The organism is Acetobacterium sp., from assembly GCF_039830195.1.
Lineage (GTDB): Bacteria > Bacillota > Clostridia > Eubacteriales > Eubacteriaceae > Acetobacterium.
The window spans coordinates 16,084-34,175 of sequence record NZ_JBDODG010000007.1; the positions used below are offsets into that span (position 1 = coordinate 16,084).

Sequence of the window (18,092 nt, forward strand, 5' to 3'; positions counted from 1 at the left end):
GTGGATAAGGAAGTTTTTTTGATCACTTTTGCCGATCCCGGATTTCTTTTTGCAACTCCGGATTGATCGCAGAAAACTCAAATGCCGGTCGGCCCAAATAATAACCCTGGGCATAGTCAACGCCCATCTCAATCACCGTAACCAGATCCGCTGATGTTTCGATACCTTCGGCCACCACCTTAACACCCTTGTTATGACAAAAACTCACCAGATTCGCGACCAGGTTTTGTTTATCGACATTATTGTGGATGCCCTGAATCATCTCCATATCAATCTTGATGATATCCGGCAACAACGATAAAATTCGAATCTCATTGGAATAACCGCTGCCAAAATCATCCAGGGCAATCTGGATCCCATCTTTTCTGATATAGTTGATTTTTTTAGCCAGACCTTCAGCGTTTCGACTCTCTTCCTCGGTCACCTCAAAAACCACCCGTTTAAAATGCTGAGCGTATTGCGTCTCCAGGATTAAATAATCTTCATGGTTCAGCATCTGGCTGGGGATACTGTTGATAAATATTTTACACTCACCAATCTCCTGAGCATGCTCAGCAATGGTCTGAAAGGCCATCAAAATGATCATCCGTTCCAGTTGCGCCAGTTTTGACTGGGCGGCGGCAACGGCCAAAACTTCGCTCGGATTTTTGAAGGTTTCCAATAAGGGACGCATTAAAGCCTCATACCCACTAATCTCAGCGGTTTTTAAATCAACAATCGGCTGAAAGGCAAAGCGAATCAGCTGTTCATCCAACAAGCGATTGATAGCTTCCCGATTTTCCAGCAGATAGGACATCTGCTGATAATACGCCCGATTAAATTCAAACAACCGGCCTTTTTCCTTGTGTTTAGCCTCATACATGGCAAAATCTGATAATTTCAGTAAATCCATGACCGCGGTTGCATCCTGAGGATACCAGGCAACGCCGGCTGAAAAGCGGATCTGGTTGTCCCGGCCATCCGGTGTCGTCAGCGAAAAGGACCGGCCATATTCATACAGGTTATTGATAATTTTGCGAAGCCCCTCCTGGTCATCATAGCCGTGCAGGTAAATGGCAAATTCATCGCCTGAAATCCGGGAGACAATGCCGCCATATTGTTCAAAATAACGGAAAATTTCACTGGCCCGAATAATCAACCGATCCCCGACATCATGTCCGAAATTGTCATTGATATATTTGAGATTATCCAGATCAATGAAAATCATCGCCCCGATCTGATTTGGTTTTTCTGTTATTCTCCGGGTTGACTCCCGCTTTAAGGCGGTGTTGCTGAACAGCCCCGTCAAGGCATCATAATCCAGCTCATTGGTAAGTCGCCGTTTTTCTTCGATATCATCGGTGACATCCTGGATTACCCCAACCACCCCGCTGGGCGACTTGGCTTCAAGAATCCGCAGCCACATCAGTTTTTCGGTATATTCGTCGTAATACTCATAGATATTTTCCTGATCTTCCAGCGGCTTTTGGGTAAGTTTCTGGTAGTAACGGCGCCAGTCCTCCTGGGCAATCAGACTCCCGGGATCCAGGTGCAGCAACCAATAAACAAAATCAGTGAGAATCACCTGATCCCCGTCCATCACTTCGTAGCCCCCAATGGGCAATAAACTCAGTTCCAGAATTTTAGAGGTGGTTTTGGTAACATTCCGCAAGCGCTGGTTTAACAATTGAACCGCTGCGGTCAAGTCATCGACCTCGAGCATTCCGGTAGGCTTGAAGTGAATTTCGTCATATGGCGAAAGCTCCCGGACATATTTTGATAACCGCGAGATCTTGCGGGTAAAAAAGTAGACCAGTACCAAAACTGCCACAAAGGCCAGGATAGTTGTCAGCAGTATGCTGTAAACCAGCTTCGCTCTAACTGATGCGGAATTCTCTGACAAAACTTCACTGGGGACAAAACAGGCCAGAGTCCAGTTCTGTGCTGCAAAGGGTGAGTTGTCACTATAAACCTTCAATTCCCGCACGGAAGCAACCATCGCTCCCAATTCGCCCAGTTTTGTTGCAAAAATCCCTTCGTCTTTTTGACTTCTGAATTCAAGCTGCTCCCCGCTTTTTAAATAAGTTTCGGCCAATACCCCACTGGGAATAAACCAGTCGAGGTCCAAGGTCTGATCCTGCATTCCGGCAATTACATAGAAACTGTTATGATAAAGGAGATCTGAATCTGGCAGGTAGTGTTGAGCAAAATAGGGCATATCAATTTCGATTCCCACTACCCCATAACCATTCCCATTTTCATCAAGAACCGGTATGGTGTAGCAGACGACCTGTTGATTATCGTTTAACAGATCCCGGGGCGGTGTCCAATAGCCATAGCGCTCAATTTCCGAGTTTTTAAACTGAGTACTGGCCCAGATCGGTTTTTCATAAAAATCAAACTCCCCGTCTTCACTGCCTGAGCGGATATCCAGATTCCAACGGATGCTGGTCGCCATGGTGTATTGCCGGGACACCGCGATGGGACCAATTTCCAGTAGATAATTTGATGTACCGCGACTATCTGGTGTAGTATTGCGAATATATACGGCCGAATGGGCCGCTGGATCTCCTTTGTTTGAATTCGATCCATTCAAAACAAAGAAAGCCCCAGTCACCCGATTTTCTTTCAGGATTGATACCAACGAATCACTGGCCAGTAACGCGGCCTCATTATATGCTGAATCGTTAAGATACAGACTTTCCGGGCTACTGCCCTGTTGTCGGGCTAATAATATCAATGCTGAATTCAGTTGTTCGGTCTGATCAGCCATATTGGTAATCGTCTGACCCACCGATGTATTAAATTTTTCCATTCGGGTTTCGGTAGTATTGTTTAGTAATCGGACCGCTTCTGCATCCAGCATGAAAAATACCTGAGATACCCATAGTGCCGATAGTAAGGCCAGACTTTGAAAAAATACAATCAAGGCCAATAGAATATTTAGCTGTCTTCGGAGTGTCCAGGTTTTTTTCATGCAATATTCCTTATCAACGATTTCGATTCGTCCAATTATTTTTCTACATAAGTTATGCCAGACTGATCCAGTCGGCTGCGAATAGCTGTCAGCCACTCTTCAAAGCGGGCATTTAAATCCAGCGCTGCTAATATTTCGGCTTCTGATAGCCCCTGTTCCTTTAAGGCCGCGACATTTTGACGCCCGGTTTCACCCATGGTCGTCAGCGATTCGGCCAGGGTGGTTCGTACTTCATAGCTCCCTTTAAACGGCAAGGAGGCATAGGTATCACGTTCCCGGATCTGATTCAGGGCAACATCATAGACTTCAGCAATATTCTTTTGGGCGGCCTCGCCAGCCTGCAACTTTTCCAGGGATGCCGTAAATTCAGCGTTGTCGTAAGCGCCGGATTGCACCGGCAGATAACCCGTGGTTATAGCAAAATCAATATTTTCAGCTTCTGAGGTAAACCATTTTAGAAAAACAACTGCCCCTTCCTGCTTTTCTGGCGTCGAATTGGCCACACTCATTCCAGCGCCCTGCTGGATTGCGTAAGGACTGCCCCCGTCAAAGACCGGATAGGACAGTGCCTGAAAGTCAATCGGCTGTTGGGTATTATCCTTTTCAATCCAGGTTGGAAAATAGGCGGCTCCCGACGATGAACCCACATAGGCGGCCAGATCGCCAGCCTTAATATCATCCGACCGGAATTTGCCCACGGCATTGAAATAGCCCAGGCTGATGCCCCCATAATAAGTATCAAAGATCTTCTTCATCGCGGCTCGATCTAAAACCACCTGCTGGTTTTGGCCATCAATGACTTCAACCCCTAATTGTTTATTGCCGATAATGACATAATTGGCAACCGAATCAACGCCCATCAGGCTTTTTCCATCCCCGACCGTTTCCGGCGTTTGAGCATCGGTCCACTGATAATAGGCCTGCGCCGCCGCATAAACCCCTTCCCAGGTATTAAGCTTATTGGCGTCGATCCCGGTGGCCACCGCAAATTCGTTCCAAGCCGTTTCATTAACATAAAGCAGTTCGGTACTTTTGACAATCGGCAGAATCAGCAGCCGCTCGCCATCAAACTGGCCGTCATTCAGAAATTCTTTTATATACAGGGCCGTCTCAGTTTCAGTGAAGTAATCGTTTAAGTCACAGAGCTTGCCGAGTTCATCTATTTCCAACGCTTTGTCCGGATAACTGGAAAACAGATCTGGCATCGCTTCAGCATTTATGACCCCTTTAGCCGCGTCGGTGACGGCTTTTTCCAACTCCGCAACACTGCCTTTGGCTACCGCATTGACAACAACCCCTTTTTCTGAACCGACACTTTTATTAAAGCTATCCACTGCGGTTTCCAGGGCAATCTTATTGTCTCCCACATAATAATGCCATAAGGTAATGGACACCGGATTTTTCGGGTTCAGAGCGGTTTTTTCCCCCGCCGAGCAGGCCGTCAACAAGATCAGCACACTTAAAACCAGTCCGGTCAATAAAAACTTTCTTTTCATCGTTTCCCTCTCTTTTAAAAACAATCATTGTCTTCTAATAGCTATTTTAACAGAGGTTTCCATCGATGAAAAGAATTATTAGTAAAACTGCTGCTGTTTTCAATTTTATCAGCACTCATCACTTCCCCCTTTGCTTGAGTAATGGGATCAACGCAAAAAAAGACTGGAGCCGATTCCACATTTTATTCTGTAGAACCGGCTCAGTCCAAAATCTCTGTTGTCATCCGTTTGGATTCCTCCTATTGATTTTTTATCAAAAATCTTCTTTTTCTCTTTTTATCGTAAATTTCATCAACCGTTTACTTTTAAGACTTGTTTTGTTTTATACTCACCAGATGCTTATTTACTAGACTTTTACTTGTTATTTTTGATTGGGAACTTTTTCTCTGTTCCAATTTTTCTTTGGATGTGGTTTTCAGAAACCGTGAGAACTTTTCTTGTTTCAAGAATATCTTTCAATGATCGTTCATTTAATTCTTGTGAGTTTGCCTGCGTTTCTTAATTTCATGGGAATTTTAAAAACTCTTTTTTACCGATAAACTAATTGATTTTGTCCGTTTCAGTTATTATCCTGATATTGACGTATCGTTAACTTTATTGGCTGGTTGATTAGTCTTTACTTTTCAATGATCAGAATCATTAAATTCTAAAAAGAATTAGTTGATCTTTGATTTATCTATATTATAGCACCTTCTACTAATAAGTAAATAGTTTTTTTTGTAAACGTTTGTATATATTTTGTTGAACTCAATATAAATTTTGTAAAAAGGGTTGCCAACTTGTATAAACCGTGAAGGAGCCATTAAGATCAGGGCTTTACGAATCCTTCATCCGACGCATTCTGAATGTTGTTTAAAAATTCCTGGATCTTCATCTTCGACTTTTGGCTTTGTTCCTCATCGTAAAACGCCGATCCGTGATCAAGATAACCATGCCTTGCCTGAAATTGATAAACCTGCACCCTCGTCTTTTCGCTGATTTGGCCGACCACTGCCGGCACATCAAAGGAATCCTGTTCAGCAAACAATAACAGTACCGGACAGGCCGGCTGAAGCTCTAAGTAATCCCGAATCCGGGACCCATAACAGCCGATAATGCCATCACACCACGGCGTTTCGCTGCAACGCCAGGCGATGGTTGCCCCAACACTAAAACCCATGATAAAGACCTGTCGGTAAGTCTGCTTGAGTTGTCGCAGCTGTGCTACAATCGTCTGATAGCAGGCAAAACCGACCTCACGGTTAAAATAGTCATAGGCAGATTGCGCCTCGGCATATGAAAAAGCCTCCCGCTTCAGGAGGTTGGGACAATACACGGCAAAGCCCTGTTGTTGATACTCCGCTGCCAGGGTTTTAATAAAGGGATTGATCCCATATATTTCATGGAGAATAATGATGGCGGCCTGGTGGTTATTATCGATCTTATTCATCTGTCTCCCTTTACACTTAACGCGGTGTTACCGCCGGTGGATGCAGCTAATCCCCAAACGCCCGCTTCAAGGCGTCGACACGCCGGATTAGGCTGCCTTTGACTATTTCACTTGTTTCGGCTATTTCAAACCCATGAATGGTTCCTCTGGTCTGATTCAACTCAACCGCAACCCGGCTTTGCTGCAGCGCTTCAGTGAAAAGAATCCCTTCGTCCCGGAGACAGTCAAACTCGGCCACTTCAACATAAGCGGGGGGCAGGTTGTCAAAGGATGTTGCTTCCATCGGCGACGCGTAAGCCTTGTCACGATGAACCTGATCACCCAGGTAAAGCTGCCACATTTTCTGATTCTGTCGGGCATTCCAGAGCGGGGTGTCGACAAATTCCTTGATTGAGTCAGTTATCTGCCGGGCATCAGTGACCGGATAGATGAGCATCTGAAAACTGATTTTCGGTGCCTTGCGATCCCGCGCCATCAAACAGACTGCCGCCGCCAGGGCGCCGCCGGCACTGTCACCCCCCACGGCAATTTTTTCGGGATCAATGCCGATTTCTGCCGCATTGTGATGGACCCAATTAAAAGCAGCATAACAATCTTCCACCCCCACCGGGAAAGCATGTTTGGGTGCCAGCCGATAGTCAACGAAAACCACCTTACAGGGGGTATGCTTAGCATATTCACAGATCAGATGCTTATGAAAGGCGGCCGACTTCAACACAAAGGCGCCACCGTGGAGATAGATCAGACAGGGCAAGGGCGCCGCTATCTCCTCCGGTTCGTAGATGATAATCTCCACTGGTTCATGAAGATAGCCGGGAATTCTTTTTCTGATTTCACGCACTCCTTGATTCGGCAAGCGTTTATTAAAGCCTCGCTCTATAATCCCATTCATCAGCGGTAATAAGCCTGGTGCTATCGGTGTTTTCATCTTTTCATATTTTACAAAGTCCGGATGGATCGGGTATTTCGTCAAAATGGGCCTCCTGATAAATCATTAAATTTTTTGCGCTAAATTTTCGCTACATTCTATTGTAATCAATGGTTCTCTTCATTCCAGCGGTATCGCTTATTTGTTCGTAAAGTCTCAAGCTCACAATGCAAACATAGCCCGTTATGACAACAGATTGGTTCACCGCATTTAGGACATGCCCATTTTTCCGTTTCGCTTTTCAAAAAAGCATCGATGCCATTTCGCTGAATATCTTTCAGGTTTTCAATCATACTCATATGATATTTGGTGCGATAACGCTTATCCAGTCCCTTTAAACGCCGGCAGGGAAAATCACTGCATTCATAACAAAAACGAATCCGGCCGTTTTTTAGCAGCTCACACTGATCACCCATATGGGTGCAGTTTTCACCTCTGGGGATACAGCCGGGACAATATTTCCGATTAAATCCCTGCTTCTTTAAATCGTTTTTCATCATTTGATAGTGGACACACAAACTACAATTCATACCACAGGGGGCCATCAGATTTTTGTCCATCACGAACACCTCCAATTATTAAGTGAGCAGTATCTGTAAAAATAAGCGCCTTCTTTCAAATAAACTAACTGCCATAACCACGCCCATCGCCCTCATCCGCTCGGCATGGCCATGTTTCCGTACATGGTCAGTAGGCTCATTCCAATTATAATAACGTATGGCGAATACTTGTAGATCGGATCTTTTAGCAGCTGTATAAACATAATGAAAAAACCGACCAGGAAGGCTACTAAGCCAAAATTGAAGAATAATGCCCGAAAATTGATGCTTTCCCAGGACTGGGTGATAATATTGATATAACTTGAGTGTGAAATACAGATTAAAAAACAGGCCCAAGCAACGAAAGCATTCGAAATCCTGATTGATCGTTCACTATTTTTGGTCGTTCTTGATAACACGATCAAGCAACAAACTATGCTTGCCGATCCACTCAATAGCAATAAATCATTCATTTCCTGACCGCCCCTTTCGATCGCTTTTTTAGTAACAACACCCGTTTTATCCGGTTATCGTACGATAACCAAACCAACCGTTTTTTTTATTGTATCATGTCGCTGCAGCGATGACAAACAAAACGTCGCCTTGTCATAATTAACCGATTTAAAAATGTATGAAATAAAAAACAGGAAGCGTAATCTCGTCAGTTGATCTCACGCTTCCTGTTTTTTGTTATTAATGTGTAGCTAATCTATTTAATCGAGGCCGCGTAAATCGATTGGATCGATTCATCTAACATCTTGTTAAATTCTTCATCACTTTGGTTCGCATTAAGTCCTTCGGTTAGGGCTCTTGAGAAACTGGCAATCAGTTTCGGATTCTTAGCCAGTTTTTGATTTGATTCTTCGCGGGAATAGCCTCCCGATAAGGCAACTGTTCTAACAACATTTGGATGCGCAATAATCTCTTGATAAAAATTATCAACCTCTGGAATGGTCAGCTTAAACATAACCTGACAGCTCGCATCCACAGTTTTCAGGTACCCAAGGATTTCTTGTTTGAGGATGGCTTCCGCTTCAGCCTTATTGGGTGTATGAATATCAACCTCCGGCTCTAAAATTGGAATAAATCCAGCCGCAACAATCATTTTGCCCAGTTCAAATTGTTGTTCAACAATCGCTTTGATCCCAGTTGGATTGGCTTCTTTGATGACAGAACGCATTTTTGTCCCGAAAATATGTCGGTCTTTTGCACGAACGAGTAAGGCATCAAGGTCCGAAATCGGTTTCATTAATTGAACGCCATTCTCTAAATCCAATAAACCTTTATCCACTTTTAGAATCGGCACGATACCTTTCGTCTCCCAGAGATAATCCGCACTATATTTTCCATCTACTTTCAGATCCATTGTTTTTTCAAATAAGATTGCTGCCAGGATCCGATCTTTCGTAAAAGCAGGACTCTTCATAATCCTTGAGCGCATCTCGTGAACCATTTGAAACATCTCCGTTTCATCAGCATAGGCTTCTTTAGGAATTCCATAGCTAGCCAGTGCTTTTGGTGTACTACCCCCACTTTGATCCAGGGCTGCAATAAAACCTTTGTCATTTTTCATTCGCTCCAATTGTAAGATATTCATAACTAACCTCCGCTTATTATATGTTTTCATTGTATTATACACCTTTTCGAAGCTTTTAGCACCACCCCAGAGCCAAACTTTTAAAAAGAATTTTTAGTGGGACTTTTATGACCCCATTTACGCGCCGATCTTTTCTGCATTTTACAACCTTTTATCCCTGTTTTTCGATTTTATCACTACTGCGTATTTTCTTTTAATGATATTTTGCAGCATTCTAAGCACTACTTAAGCCTATCCAACAGATTGCTTACAATAACTGTGACTGTGAATCCAGCCAGTCTTAAACTCAGACTCTCAGCTGACCCCGGAAGCCTCTGACGCCATAATAAGAGGGTGCGCTGTTATGATAGATAAAGACGTGGTCATAACGGCGATCGCCAAAGAGCGCCCCGCCGAGTTTTCTGATCTCAACCGGCGTTTTCACCCAGCTTGATGTTTTCGTATCAAAATGTCCCAGCTTCTGTAATTCCCGATATTGTTCTTCCGTTAAAAGCTCAATGCCCATGGCGGTCGCCATATCAATGGCGCTATTCTCCGGTTTATGTTCCTTCCGAGCCACCAATCCTTCGCGATCATAACAAACATTTCTACGGCCGTGCGGACTTTCGGCCGAGCAATCACAAAAGATGTATTCCTTCCTATCCTGATCATAGCCGACCACATCCGGTTCACCGCCGGTTTTTTCCATTTCATTGAGGGACCATAGTTTTTCTGGCTTAGTTTCCAGTTTTGCCTGAATCTCAGTCCAGGTTAACCCTTGATGACGATTCATATTCTTTTCGAAACGGGCGCTCAAAAGACCGAGTAGCTCTTCACACTGTTCTGAGGACAATTCTTTGTTTGCATTTTTCATCATGAAACCTCCTTGTAAAAATTTAACGCTGTGTACTGGTTACCTGCTTTGCCAACTGATAGGAGATGATAAATTCGGCGGAAGCTTGGTTTTAGCATTTCCCTGGGCGGCGTTGATCTGCATTTGTGTTAAAAAAAGACTGCCCCTTAAATCGGTGTTCTTGATGTTGGCATCCCGCAAATCGGCACCGAGAAAATTGGTTCCTGTCAGGCTGCAGCCTTCCAGATTTGCCGCAATCATCAACGCCATACTAAAATTGCGGCCATTAAGATTAGCCCGTTTAAAATTTTTACCAAAATAATCTTGGCGCTCCATTTTGTCAAAAGAATCGGCTGCCAGTTGATTACTTACCTTTTTTAACACCTGATTAACACCGATTTGATAATTTGTTATATCCATCTGCAGAATTTCAGCCGGAGCCAATGCGGTCATTTGACTGTTTTGGGCAATCAGCACCTCAACCTCCGCACCGATCCGTTTATCAGTGTTTAAAGACGCCGCTTCCAATAAATACCAGGCCATCTGATGAAGTTGAAAAACAATCCTAAAGACCCGGAAGATTTCATTGGCCTTTTCCGGATTGGTTTTCCAGTTTACATTGACATAACCGCTTTGGGTCACTTTTTGGCCAGCCCCAAAACAATCATATGCCAGACAGCCTTTCATCTTTTTGTTTGCCAGCTGCGCATGGATGTCGCAACAAAAATCTGGCATTAAGTGTTTACAGGGTACCCCAGCTTGCTTATTTTCGGGAAACCCATCCGTCTTCATACAATATAATGCGACGCAACATAAGCCACTACATTTTTCACAATCAATCTTTAGTGCTGCCTCTAAATCAGCGTAGTTGTTATTCTTCATCTTATCCTATCCTTACATCTTATCCTGCCAAATTTTTTTGATCATGTTATCTGTTCAGATTTCATCGCCTGTTTTTTAATATTATTCTTATTATATCGCAACTCCCGAACTGATCACATCAAATTATTTGCCTTCATTAAATTCATTTTTTAATTATTTTTTAACTACTATTGACAAATCAGCTATATAGCGTTACTATATAGCTGTAGTAAGTAATACTAAGTAGTATGGAGGTGATTATCCTGGAAAACTTAACGGAGATGTTCAAAGGCCTGCTTGAGGGCTGTGTCCTTGAGATTATTAGTGGCGGCGAAACCTATGGCTATAAAATCACGCGGCGATTGAATGCGCTAGGCTTTACCGATGTTGTCGATGGAACGATCTACACCATTTTGGTGCGGCTTGAAAAGAATAACCTCGTCGATATCGAGAAGAAACCGTCCGATATGGGGCCACCGCGCAAGTTTTATGTGCTCAACGACGCGGGACGCAGAGAACTGCAGCAGTTCTGGGAAAAATGGGCGTTCGTATCATCAAAAATATACGAGTTAAAGGAGACCAAACCATGACTTTTTGGGAAAAAATTACCGGTAATGACATGACTAAAGAATTGCAGATTTTTGAATCCCGGGCCCAAAAGCTGCCGAAAGATTATCAGATTGTTTATAAAGAGATTCAAAAATATCTCTTTAAGGTCGGTCCGGTTGAGCTAACCGAGGGAACGGAATTGCTCTCGGGGATTGTCGATCTTTTTGAAGACGGCGTGGCTCTGGGGAAAGGCGTACTCGAAGTGACCGGCCGTGACGTAGCGGCTTTCTGTGACGATCTAATCAAAGATTCAAAAACATACGCGGACATCTACCAAGCATCAGTTGCTCAAGAAGTCAATCAGGCCATGAAAAAGATTACGAAAATCTAAAAGCGGCAAAAGCGATACCTCATAATCCCCTTAACGCAACCAATGCTGACATTTTTTGTGCCATTATGTTAACATCAATTGATGGATGTCATTGCCAAAACCTGCTAAAATAGGCACAGGTGGTGAAAATATGAAAAATGTGATTAGTATGAATTTACAGACCCTACGAAAAACCCATCAATACACGCAGGAAGATGTGGCCGAAAAGATCGCGGTTTCCCGGCAGTCCGTTGCTAAATGGGAAAACGGCGAGAGCTTACCGGATATGAATAAATGCATTGCCCTGGCTCAGCTTTATAACATTTCCCTTGATACCCTCGTCAATGGCACCGAAACAGCCGGCGTACCCTTGCCGCCAAAAGGCAAGCACGTTTTTGGTACGGTGATTGTTGGCGAGCGGGGGCAAATTGTCATTCCCAAAAAAGCCCGGGAAGTCTTCCAGATCAATCCCGGCGACAGTCTGATAATTCTCGGTGATGAGAATCAGGGCGGGCTGGCGCTGATTGACGCCAATCGATTTATCAGTCAGTTTGAATTTGTTAAACAAGGTTTGGGCTATGCCGATCAAACCGTTAAGGGTAACGAAAGTGAAGATTAAAAAAATGCAAGTAGTCCTGATTGTTTTGGCTTTTTTAGTAATCGGCAGCGTCGCCGTCCTTGGTTACTTTTTTTATCGCAATTTACATCCGATCGATGATCGTTATCTCCAACAGACCCTCGCCGCTGGTTTTACTGAACAAACCGCCGCGCTGGATAATGGTTCAGTTATTAATTATGGTGAGGGACCCGATAACGGCCCCGCCCTGCTGTTAATCCACGGACAGGGCGTTTCCTGGGAGGATTATGCCGCAGTTCTGCCGGAATTATCGAAAAACTATCATGTTTTTGCAGTGGACTGCTTTGGCCACGGTCAATCCAGTCATGATCCGGCGCTTTATTCCTGTGCGGCCAACGGCCAGGCGCTGATCGCATTTATGGAGCGTGTTATCGGTGAAACATGCTTTGTCTCTGGTCATTCTTCCGGTGGTATTCTGGCTGCCTGGCTTGGGGCCAACGCACCGGAGCTGGTCTGCGGCGTTCTACTTGAAGACCCCCCACTCTTTTCCGTGACCCCAGCGGAAATGCAGGAAGGATCGGGCTGCTTTGCCTGGCAGGATACCTTCACGACCATTCATAGCTTTCAAAATCAAACGGATGAAACCGATTTTGTTGTTTATTATTTTAAGCATGGCTATATGATTTCCCTTTTTGGTGGCCTAAAAGAGCCGGTGGCAGCGGCCGTTGCGACCTTCCGCGCTGAACATCCCGGTCAGGGGCCCCGAATCTACTGGATCCCCTATTCCTGGCTGCGACTGATGAACACCTTTGACCACTATGATCTGGCCTTTGGCGAGACCTTTTACGATGGTTCATGGATGAACGGGATCGATCAGGAAGCAATGCTAAAAATGATTTCGGCTCCGACAATTTATCTCAAAGCCGAAACGAATTACGGTCAGGACGGGGTTTTGTACGCTGCCAACAGCGATGAAGATGCCCACAAGGTTCAGGCATGCCTCTCCGCTTGCGAAACCATGACCATCAAATCCGGTCATGACATTCATTATGAGCATCCCGACTTTTTCATTTCCGCAGTAAAAAACCTGGAAAATAGAACAAAATAATTTACCAGCCTTACCAGCCTGGCTGCTATTTCACCCAAACAAGCAGAACCAACAGAAAATTTCTGTTGGTTCTGCTTGTTTGGCAGCAATGATATCTTTTCATTGACAATGGCGATTGCGTTGTGTAAAATACAATTGTCTAAAATTTACGCGGATTATTATCCTAAGGAGAATCACAATGAATATAAATTTTCCCGTTGAAGAAACCGTAAAAAAGCGATATAGCGTCAGAAACTATCAGGATCAGGCGATTGAATCCGATAAACTAAAAGCCATTGAAGTTTTTATTGCTTCATTGGAAAACCCCTTTGGTCCCAACATCAAGTTTCATACCCTTGATATCAAAACCGGGCCAAACACCCAAAAGCTTGGTACCTATGGGGTCATCAAAGGTGCCAGCCACTATATTGGTACGACGATCACCCCGGAACCGCTGGCCCTGGAAGCTTTGGGCTATGAATTTGAAGCCCTGGTCCTCTATCTGGCCGATCTTGGTCTCGGCACGTGTTGGCTGGGTGGCACCTTTGACCGGCAGAGTTTTTCCAATGCGATGCAAATCGAAGCTGGTGAAATTTTCCCAATCATCACCCCCGTTGGGTATGCGGCCGACCATAAGCATTTTAAAGAAAAAGCGATGCGCAAACTGATCAAAGCTGATCAACGGAAAGAGTGGCCGCAATTGTTTTTTAACAATGATTTTCAGTCACCACTGACGGCCGCTGCGGCTGGCGACCTGGCCTTTGCTCTGGAAATGGTGCGATTGGGACCATCAGCATCCAATAAACAACCCTGGCGCATTGTCTTAATCAATGGCAACTGTCATTTTTATGAGGCCAAGGAACCCGGCTATAGCAAAGCTTTTTCCTACGATATCCAACGGGTCGACCTGGGCATTGCTGCCGCCCATTTTGATTTTGCCATGAAAGAACGGAAAATTGACGGGCATTTTATCACCTCGGCCCAACCACTGATTGATTTGCCTAAGCATATGGAATATGTCTTTTCGTGGATCAGGGCATAGTCCTCCACTTTTGGATCGCACAATACTTTGCGGCGGAACTATATCCTAAGTTTTACTCTGAGAAAAATGTACTACATCCAATGGCTGCGCTTGCGGCCATTTTTTATATCCTGCAATGCCTCTTCTTAACGCTGTTCCCGTGTTTTGATAAAACGTTCGATTCCGTCCATAATTCCTCTTTCTTATGTAATTCCGTCTTTAAATTCTTAGCATGATAACTATGTTAATCATGAGACCATCGGTACACAGCTGATACTAAGCTGTTTTTCTGACTTAACTCACACTTTTCATAAAAGCTGATCAATTATCATAATTAAATTAATAATATTAATCAATGTATTAATATTATTAATTTAATTTTTGACATATTTAATTTTTGGTAGTATATTATAATCAAATAAACATAGGACTGGTGAAAAGAATGAAGTACAAAGCTCCCGGCAGATGTCCCATCTGTGGTGAAAAACTTTCCATTACCAAACTAAGTTGTTCAAAGTGTGCCACCACCATTGAAGGTCATTTTGAGCCTTGTGAATTCTGCCGTCTGCCAGACGAAGATCTTGAATTTATCAAAATATTCATCAAGTGCAGGGGGAATATTAAGGATGTTGAAAAAGAACTGGGCATCTCTTATCCGACAGTACGCGGTAAACTGGATACGGTTATCAGAGGTCTGGGCTATGAAGTGCCCTCAAAGGAACTGATTAAGGAAAACGAAAATAAAACAGCCGCCCGAAATGAAATCCTGGACCAGCTATCAAACGGTGAAATCACCTCAAAGGAAGCAACCGAACGGATAAAAAATTTATAAAGAAAAGGGAGATTAGACAATGAACGAACAACAGAAAATATTGGAAATGATCGAAAGTGGCCAAATCACAGCTACCGAAGGAATGGAATTGCTGGAAGCTCTGACGATGACCAGTAACGTGGCCACCATTCAGACGGTTGCCACAACTGGCAACCATGGTTATAAATTCTTTAAGGTTAAAGTGACCTCGGATAATAACTCGGTCAATGTCAACATCAATATCCCGATCCGGCTGCTGACGACTATTGGCGAAATTGCTGATCGCATGACGGCAGTGCTTCCTCCAGATGCCAGAAAAGATATGGAATCAAAGGGAATTGATCTTTCCGGCATCGATTTTGCTAAAATCGTCGAAGAGGTGATCAGTGGTACCCTGGATGAACCGAATATCGTTGACGTGGAAGCCTGGGACGAAAACAGTCAGACCATGATAAAGGTACGGGTCTATGTCGAATAAGGGTTTTCGCAGCTTATGGATCCGGCTCCAGATTGAGGACAAACGGTTCATAACGATTCCTTTTCCGATCCCCTTATATATTTTTGAAGATTTACTGGACAGTTTTCTGGATGTTCTGATCATCGCATGTTTTTTCGCCCCAAAGACACCCGCTCCGAATCCATCTTCCCGGGTCTCAGTCCATTTAGTGAAAGAGCTTGTTGTCGCTGTGATGAGCCTGCTACGGTCTTTAAACAGCGATGAGCCCTACGACCTTGTCGATGTTGCCACCGACAAGGTCAAGGTTTTAATTAAAATCAGATAAACTGTTTTGGGAGGTAAAAATGAAAAAACTGTTCATGAAATATCTATCGATCCTTGCGACGATTTACTTGCTGTCACTCGTTTTATACAGCATCCATATCGACAGCATTTCAGCCCTGCTGATTATGGGTTTGGTATTATTGGGCGTAAATTTAGTGTTAAAGCCGATTCTGCTGCTAATTACACTACCCCTCAGTCTTCTCACCCTGGGCTTATTTAGTTTCATTGTCAATGCCTGGATGATTATGATTGCAGACCATTTTGTCGCCGATATCAGCATGGGTGGTTTTCTTAATTCATTAATTGCCGCTTTCATCATTGTTTTATTCAATCATCTCTTGACCGGGATGAATAAGGAATCTTGTTAGGCGCTATCATCTCTAATTAAGCCGGACCATGACGAAGGGACGTATGGGACCTGTATCTTGCTGTTTCTTTAGATACCTTGGATGAACTTCAGATAGAAATCATCTGCGCTAGTGGTACCATATCGCAACGCACACTGAATACGGAAAACTAAAACCACATCCAAATTAGCCTTTTATTTTCATAGCGCAGTTCCGCACTGACCGCAAAATCGAGCACCGGGAACAACGCCGGAGCCACATTTCGAGCAGAACTTCATCTGCGGAACGTCTTGGTATGACAGCGGCAAATCCTCATTCGACACATCATCGGACAGAAACAGCCAGTCGATGCCCTCTCCGTCCTCGCATAAACCGATGGCTCCGGCGGGCGAAACTACAAAAAAGTTGTCTTCATCGATGGGGTCTTCGCTATCGCCTGTTTCGGCAAGTACCAGCAAGTCTTTTACATCGTATCTATCATTGGAAGCGGAAAAGCTCCAGCTTCCGCAGACTGTGGCAGCAAACTCAGCCGCCTCCAACATGGTGTTAAATCTCTCCATTTCAGCAATCCTCCTTATTTGAACAACAGATTATTACACCGCTTGCAGCGGTCGTTTTGTATGGGGTTCATCATAGAGCAGACGTTGCAGTAGATGATGCGGTCTTTGGATTTATCGTATTTCTCGTATGTACCGAATCTTGGGTGAAACCGCACCCTATCTCCAACGGAAAGATAGTCGTACATATGCCGCCCACTGCCCTTTTCCACGATGGTCTTTTTCTTGCCCGTGTCGGTGTTGATGATTGTGGTATATTCCGTATAGGTTCGCCAGTTATCATCCTCGCCGCCTCTATGCTCGCTTTTTTCCTTGCTGTACTTATTGACGACTACGCCCTCCAACATGGGCTGCTTGGTCTTTCGCAGTGCCAGCAGGTTAATGACCAGCATGACAGCAGCGATGCCCACACCGATGACAAGGGATTCTCCAAAGGGGAAATCGTCCATCAGCAGACCGGCGACGGGAAAGCCGATGAGCGGCACAAAAACCAAAATCCACATACAGCCAATGGAGAATTTTTTGTTTTTCTGTGCTGCTGCCAGTATCTCAGGGCAGTTATACCTGTCGGAAAATCCGAACAGCCCCGTACCACCCTGTGATCGTGCGGGAGCTGCCGAACGGCTCGGCTCCATCGGCTGCGGCACTGCCGGACTCACTGCCGCTCCACAGCCGATGCAAAATTCGGCTCCCTCCGGCAACTTTGCGCCGCAGGCCGCACACACGCCAGAGGCGCTGTCCTGTGTTTTTGCGCCGCAGGCCGAACAGAAAGCTGAACCCTCCGACAGTTTATTTCCACAGTTAGGACAAAACATATCTTTATCACTCCTTGCTTTGATTGTTTGAGGTGCGGCGGGTTTCATCGCCGCTGTTTTATTCTTTTTTCCCCGTCTGGCTGTGCGTATGACAAGCAAAAGCAAAAGCAGATAACCGATGGGGGCGAGGATATGGTAAATGATCGCCACCTCGCCCATCTCATCAAATTCGCACAGCGCGGCGGGCTTGTTGACATAGGGGAAAAGGTCAAGGTAGCGGATGCGCTCGGAGCGCGTTTCGCCCTCGTCTAAGCTCGGCCACGCCTCGTCGCTGCCATACATCACATAGCCGCGATACTCCTTGCTGTTTGCCACAAACCAATAGCCCTTGGAAACGGTTCGGGATCGGTTTTGCCCCGCGCCCGTATCATCCAGTCGCGCCTGATAGCTGTCCACTGTACCCATAACGGAATCGCCCCATATTGCCAGCGCCAGCGTAGAGAGGCTCAAATACATAGCAAACAGCAGTACAGCACAGATAAGGATGAGAATGGGCAGGGGGATGTTTTTATTTGTTTTCTTCTTTGCCATGATATTCC

The 18,092-nt window shown here is 44.7% G+C and carries 19 protein-coding genes; 9 read left to right on the plus strand and 10 right to left on the minus strand.

Features of this window, described 5'->3' with window-relative positions; genetic code table 11:
* Window positions 1–22 precede the first annotated feature (22 nt).
* The 8 genes from ABGU93_RS02505 to ABGU93_RS02540 all read right to left on the minus strand — a co-directional run bounded on the left by ABGU93_RS02505 (window position 23) and on the right by ABGU93_RS02540 (window position 10,659).
* Window positions 23–2,956, minus strand: a complete 2,934-nt coding sequence (locus ABGU93_RS02505) for a bifunctional diguanylate cyclase/phosphodiesterase (protein ID WP_347411933.1) — start codon at window positions 2,954–2,956, stop codon at window positions 23–25.
* A gap of 35 nt (window positions 2,957–2,991) precedes the next feature.
* The gene (locus ABGU93_RS02510; RefSeq protein WP_347411934.1) at window positions 2,992–4,452 is read right to left on the minus strand and encodes an extracellular solute-binding protein; all 1,461 of its coding nucleotides are present in this window, start codon (window positions 4,450–4,452) and stop codon (window positions 2,992–2,994) included.
* Between the two features lie 808 nt (window positions 4,453–5,260).
* Entirely contained in the window at window positions 5,261–5,881 is a 621-nt protein-coding gene (locus ABGU93_RS02515) for a dienelactone hydrolase family protein (RefSeq protein ID WP_347411935.1), read from the minus strand.
* A 46-nt stretch (window positions 5,882–5,927) separates the two neighbouring features.
* On the minus strand, window positions 5,928–6,854 hold the full coding sequence (locus tag ABGU93_RS02520; RefSeq protein ID WP_347411936.1) for an alpha/beta hydrolase: 927 nt from the start codon (window positions 6,852–6,854) through the stop codon (window positions 5,928–5,930).
* A 62-nt stretch (window positions 6,855–6,916) separates the two neighbouring features.
* Window positions 6,917–7,369 carry a DUF3795 domain-containing protein gene (locus ABGU93_RS02525; RefSeq protein ID WP_347411937.1) on the minus strand — a complete coding sequence of 151 codons (453 nt, stop codon included), beginning with the start codon at window positions 7,367–7,369 and terminating at the stop codon, window positions 6,917–6,919.
* A gap of 688 nt (window positions 7,370–8,057) precedes the next feature.
* The gene (locus tag ABGU93_RS02530; protein WP_347411938.1) at window positions 8,058–8,945 is read right to left on the minus strand and encodes a fructose bisphosphate aldolase; all 888 of its coding nucleotides are present in this window, start codon (window positions 8,943–8,945) and stop codon (window positions 8,058–8,060) included.
* A 286-nt stretch (window positions 8,946–9,231) separates the two neighbouring features.
* Window positions 9,232–9,798, minus strand: a complete 567-nt coding sequence (locus tag ABGU93_RS02535) for a DUF4256 domain-containing protein (protein WP_347411939.1) — start codon at window positions 9,796–9,798, stop codon at window positions 9,232–9,234.
* A gap of 39 nt (window positions 9,799–9,837) precedes the next feature.
* Window positions 9,838–10,659, minus strand: coding sequence for a pentapeptide repeat-containing protein (locus ABGU93_RS02540; protein ID WP_347411940.1), 822 nt, complete (start codon window positions 10,657–10,659; stop codon window positions 9,838–9,840).
* 227 nt (window positions 10,660–10,886) lie between these two features.
* On the opposite strand from ABGU93_RS02540, the gene ABGU93_RS02545 reads away from it, so the two are divergent.
* From ABGU93_RS02545 to ABGU93_RS02585, 9 genes are all read left to right on the plus strand, one after another.
* Window positions 10,887–11,228: a PadR family transcriptional regulator gene (locus tag ABGU93_RS02545; RefSeq protein ID WP_347411941.1), complete on the plus strand. Its 342-nt coding sequence runs from the start codon at window positions 10,887–10,889 to the stop codon at window positions 11,226–11,228.
* 29 nt (window positions 11,229–11,257) lie between these two features.
* Window positions 11,258–11,578 (plus strand): DUF1048 domain-containing protein, encoded by a 321-nt coding sequence (locus ABGU93_RS02550; protein WP_347411986.1) that lies wholly within the window; start codon window positions 11,258–11,260, stop codon window positions 11,576–11,578.
* Between the two features lie 130 nt (window positions 11,579–11,708).
* Entirely contained in the window at window positions 11,709–12,176 is a 468-nt protein-coding gene (locus ABGU93_RS02555) for a helix-turn-helix domain-containing protein (RefSeq protein WP_347411942.1), read from the plus strand.
* Entirely contained in the window at window positions 12,166–13,242 is a 1,077-nt protein-coding gene (locus ABGU93_RS02560; protein ID WP_347411943.1) for an alpha/beta hydrolase, read from the plus strand. The genes ABGU93_RS02555 and ABGU93_RS02560 overlap by 11 nt, the downstream gene beginning before the upstream one ends.
* Before the next feature lie 178 nt (window positions 13,243–13,420).
* The gene (locus ABGU93_RS02565) at window positions 13,421–14,263 is read left to right on the plus strand and encodes a nitroreductase family protein (protein ID WP_347411944.1); all 843 of its coding nucleotides are present in this window, start codon (window positions 13,421–13,423) and stop codon (window positions 14,261–14,263) included.
* A 421-nt stretch (window positions 14,264–14,684) separates the two neighbouring features.
* Window positions 14,685–15,074: a DUF2089 domain-containing protein gene (locus ABGU93_RS02570; protein WP_347411945.1), complete on the plus strand. Its 390-nt coding sequence runs from the start codon at window positions 14,685–14,687 to the stop codon at window positions 15,072–15,074.
* A 19-nt stretch (window positions 15,075–15,093) separates the two neighbouring features.
* Window positions 15,094–15,531, plus strand: a complete 438-nt coding sequence (locus ABGU93_RS02575) for a hypothetical protein (protein ID WP_347411946.1) — start codon at window positions 15,094–15,096, stop codon at window positions 15,529–15,531.
* Window positions 15,521–15,835: a hypothetical protein gene (locus tag ABGU93_RS02580; RefSeq protein ID WP_347411947.1), complete on the plus strand. Its 315-nt coding sequence runs from the start codon at window positions 15,521–15,523 to the stop codon at window positions 15,833–15,835. Before ABGU93_RS02575 ends, ABGU93_RS02580 begins: the two co-directional genes overlap by 11 nt.
* A 19-nt stretch (window positions 15,836–15,854) precedes the next feature.
* The gene (locus ABGU93_RS02585) at window positions 15,855–16,202 is read left to right on the plus strand and encodes a phage holin family protein (RefSeq protein ID WP_347411948.1); all 348 of its coding nucleotides are present in this window, start codon (window positions 15,855–15,857) and stop codon (window positions 16,200–16,202) included.
* A gap of 179 nt (window positions 16,203–16,381) precedes the next feature.
* On the opposite strand, the gene ABGU93_RS02590 is transcribed toward ABGU93_RS02585, so the two are convergent.
* Window positions 16,382–16,741, minus strand: coding sequence for a zinc ribbon domain-containing protein (locus ABGU93_RS02590; protein ID WP_347411949.1), 360 nt, complete (start codon window positions 16,739–16,741; stop codon window positions 16,382–16,384).
* A 14-nt stretch (window positions 16,742–16,755) separates the two neighbouring features.
* Window positions 16,756–18,084 carry a zinc ribbon domain-containing protein gene (locus tag ABGU93_RS02595; protein ID WP_347411950.1) on the minus strand — a complete coding sequence of 443 codons (1,329 nt, stop codon included), beginning with the start codon at window positions 18,082–18,084 and terminating at the stop codon, window positions 16,756–16,758.
* Window positions 18,085–18,092: the final 8 nt, after the last annotated feature.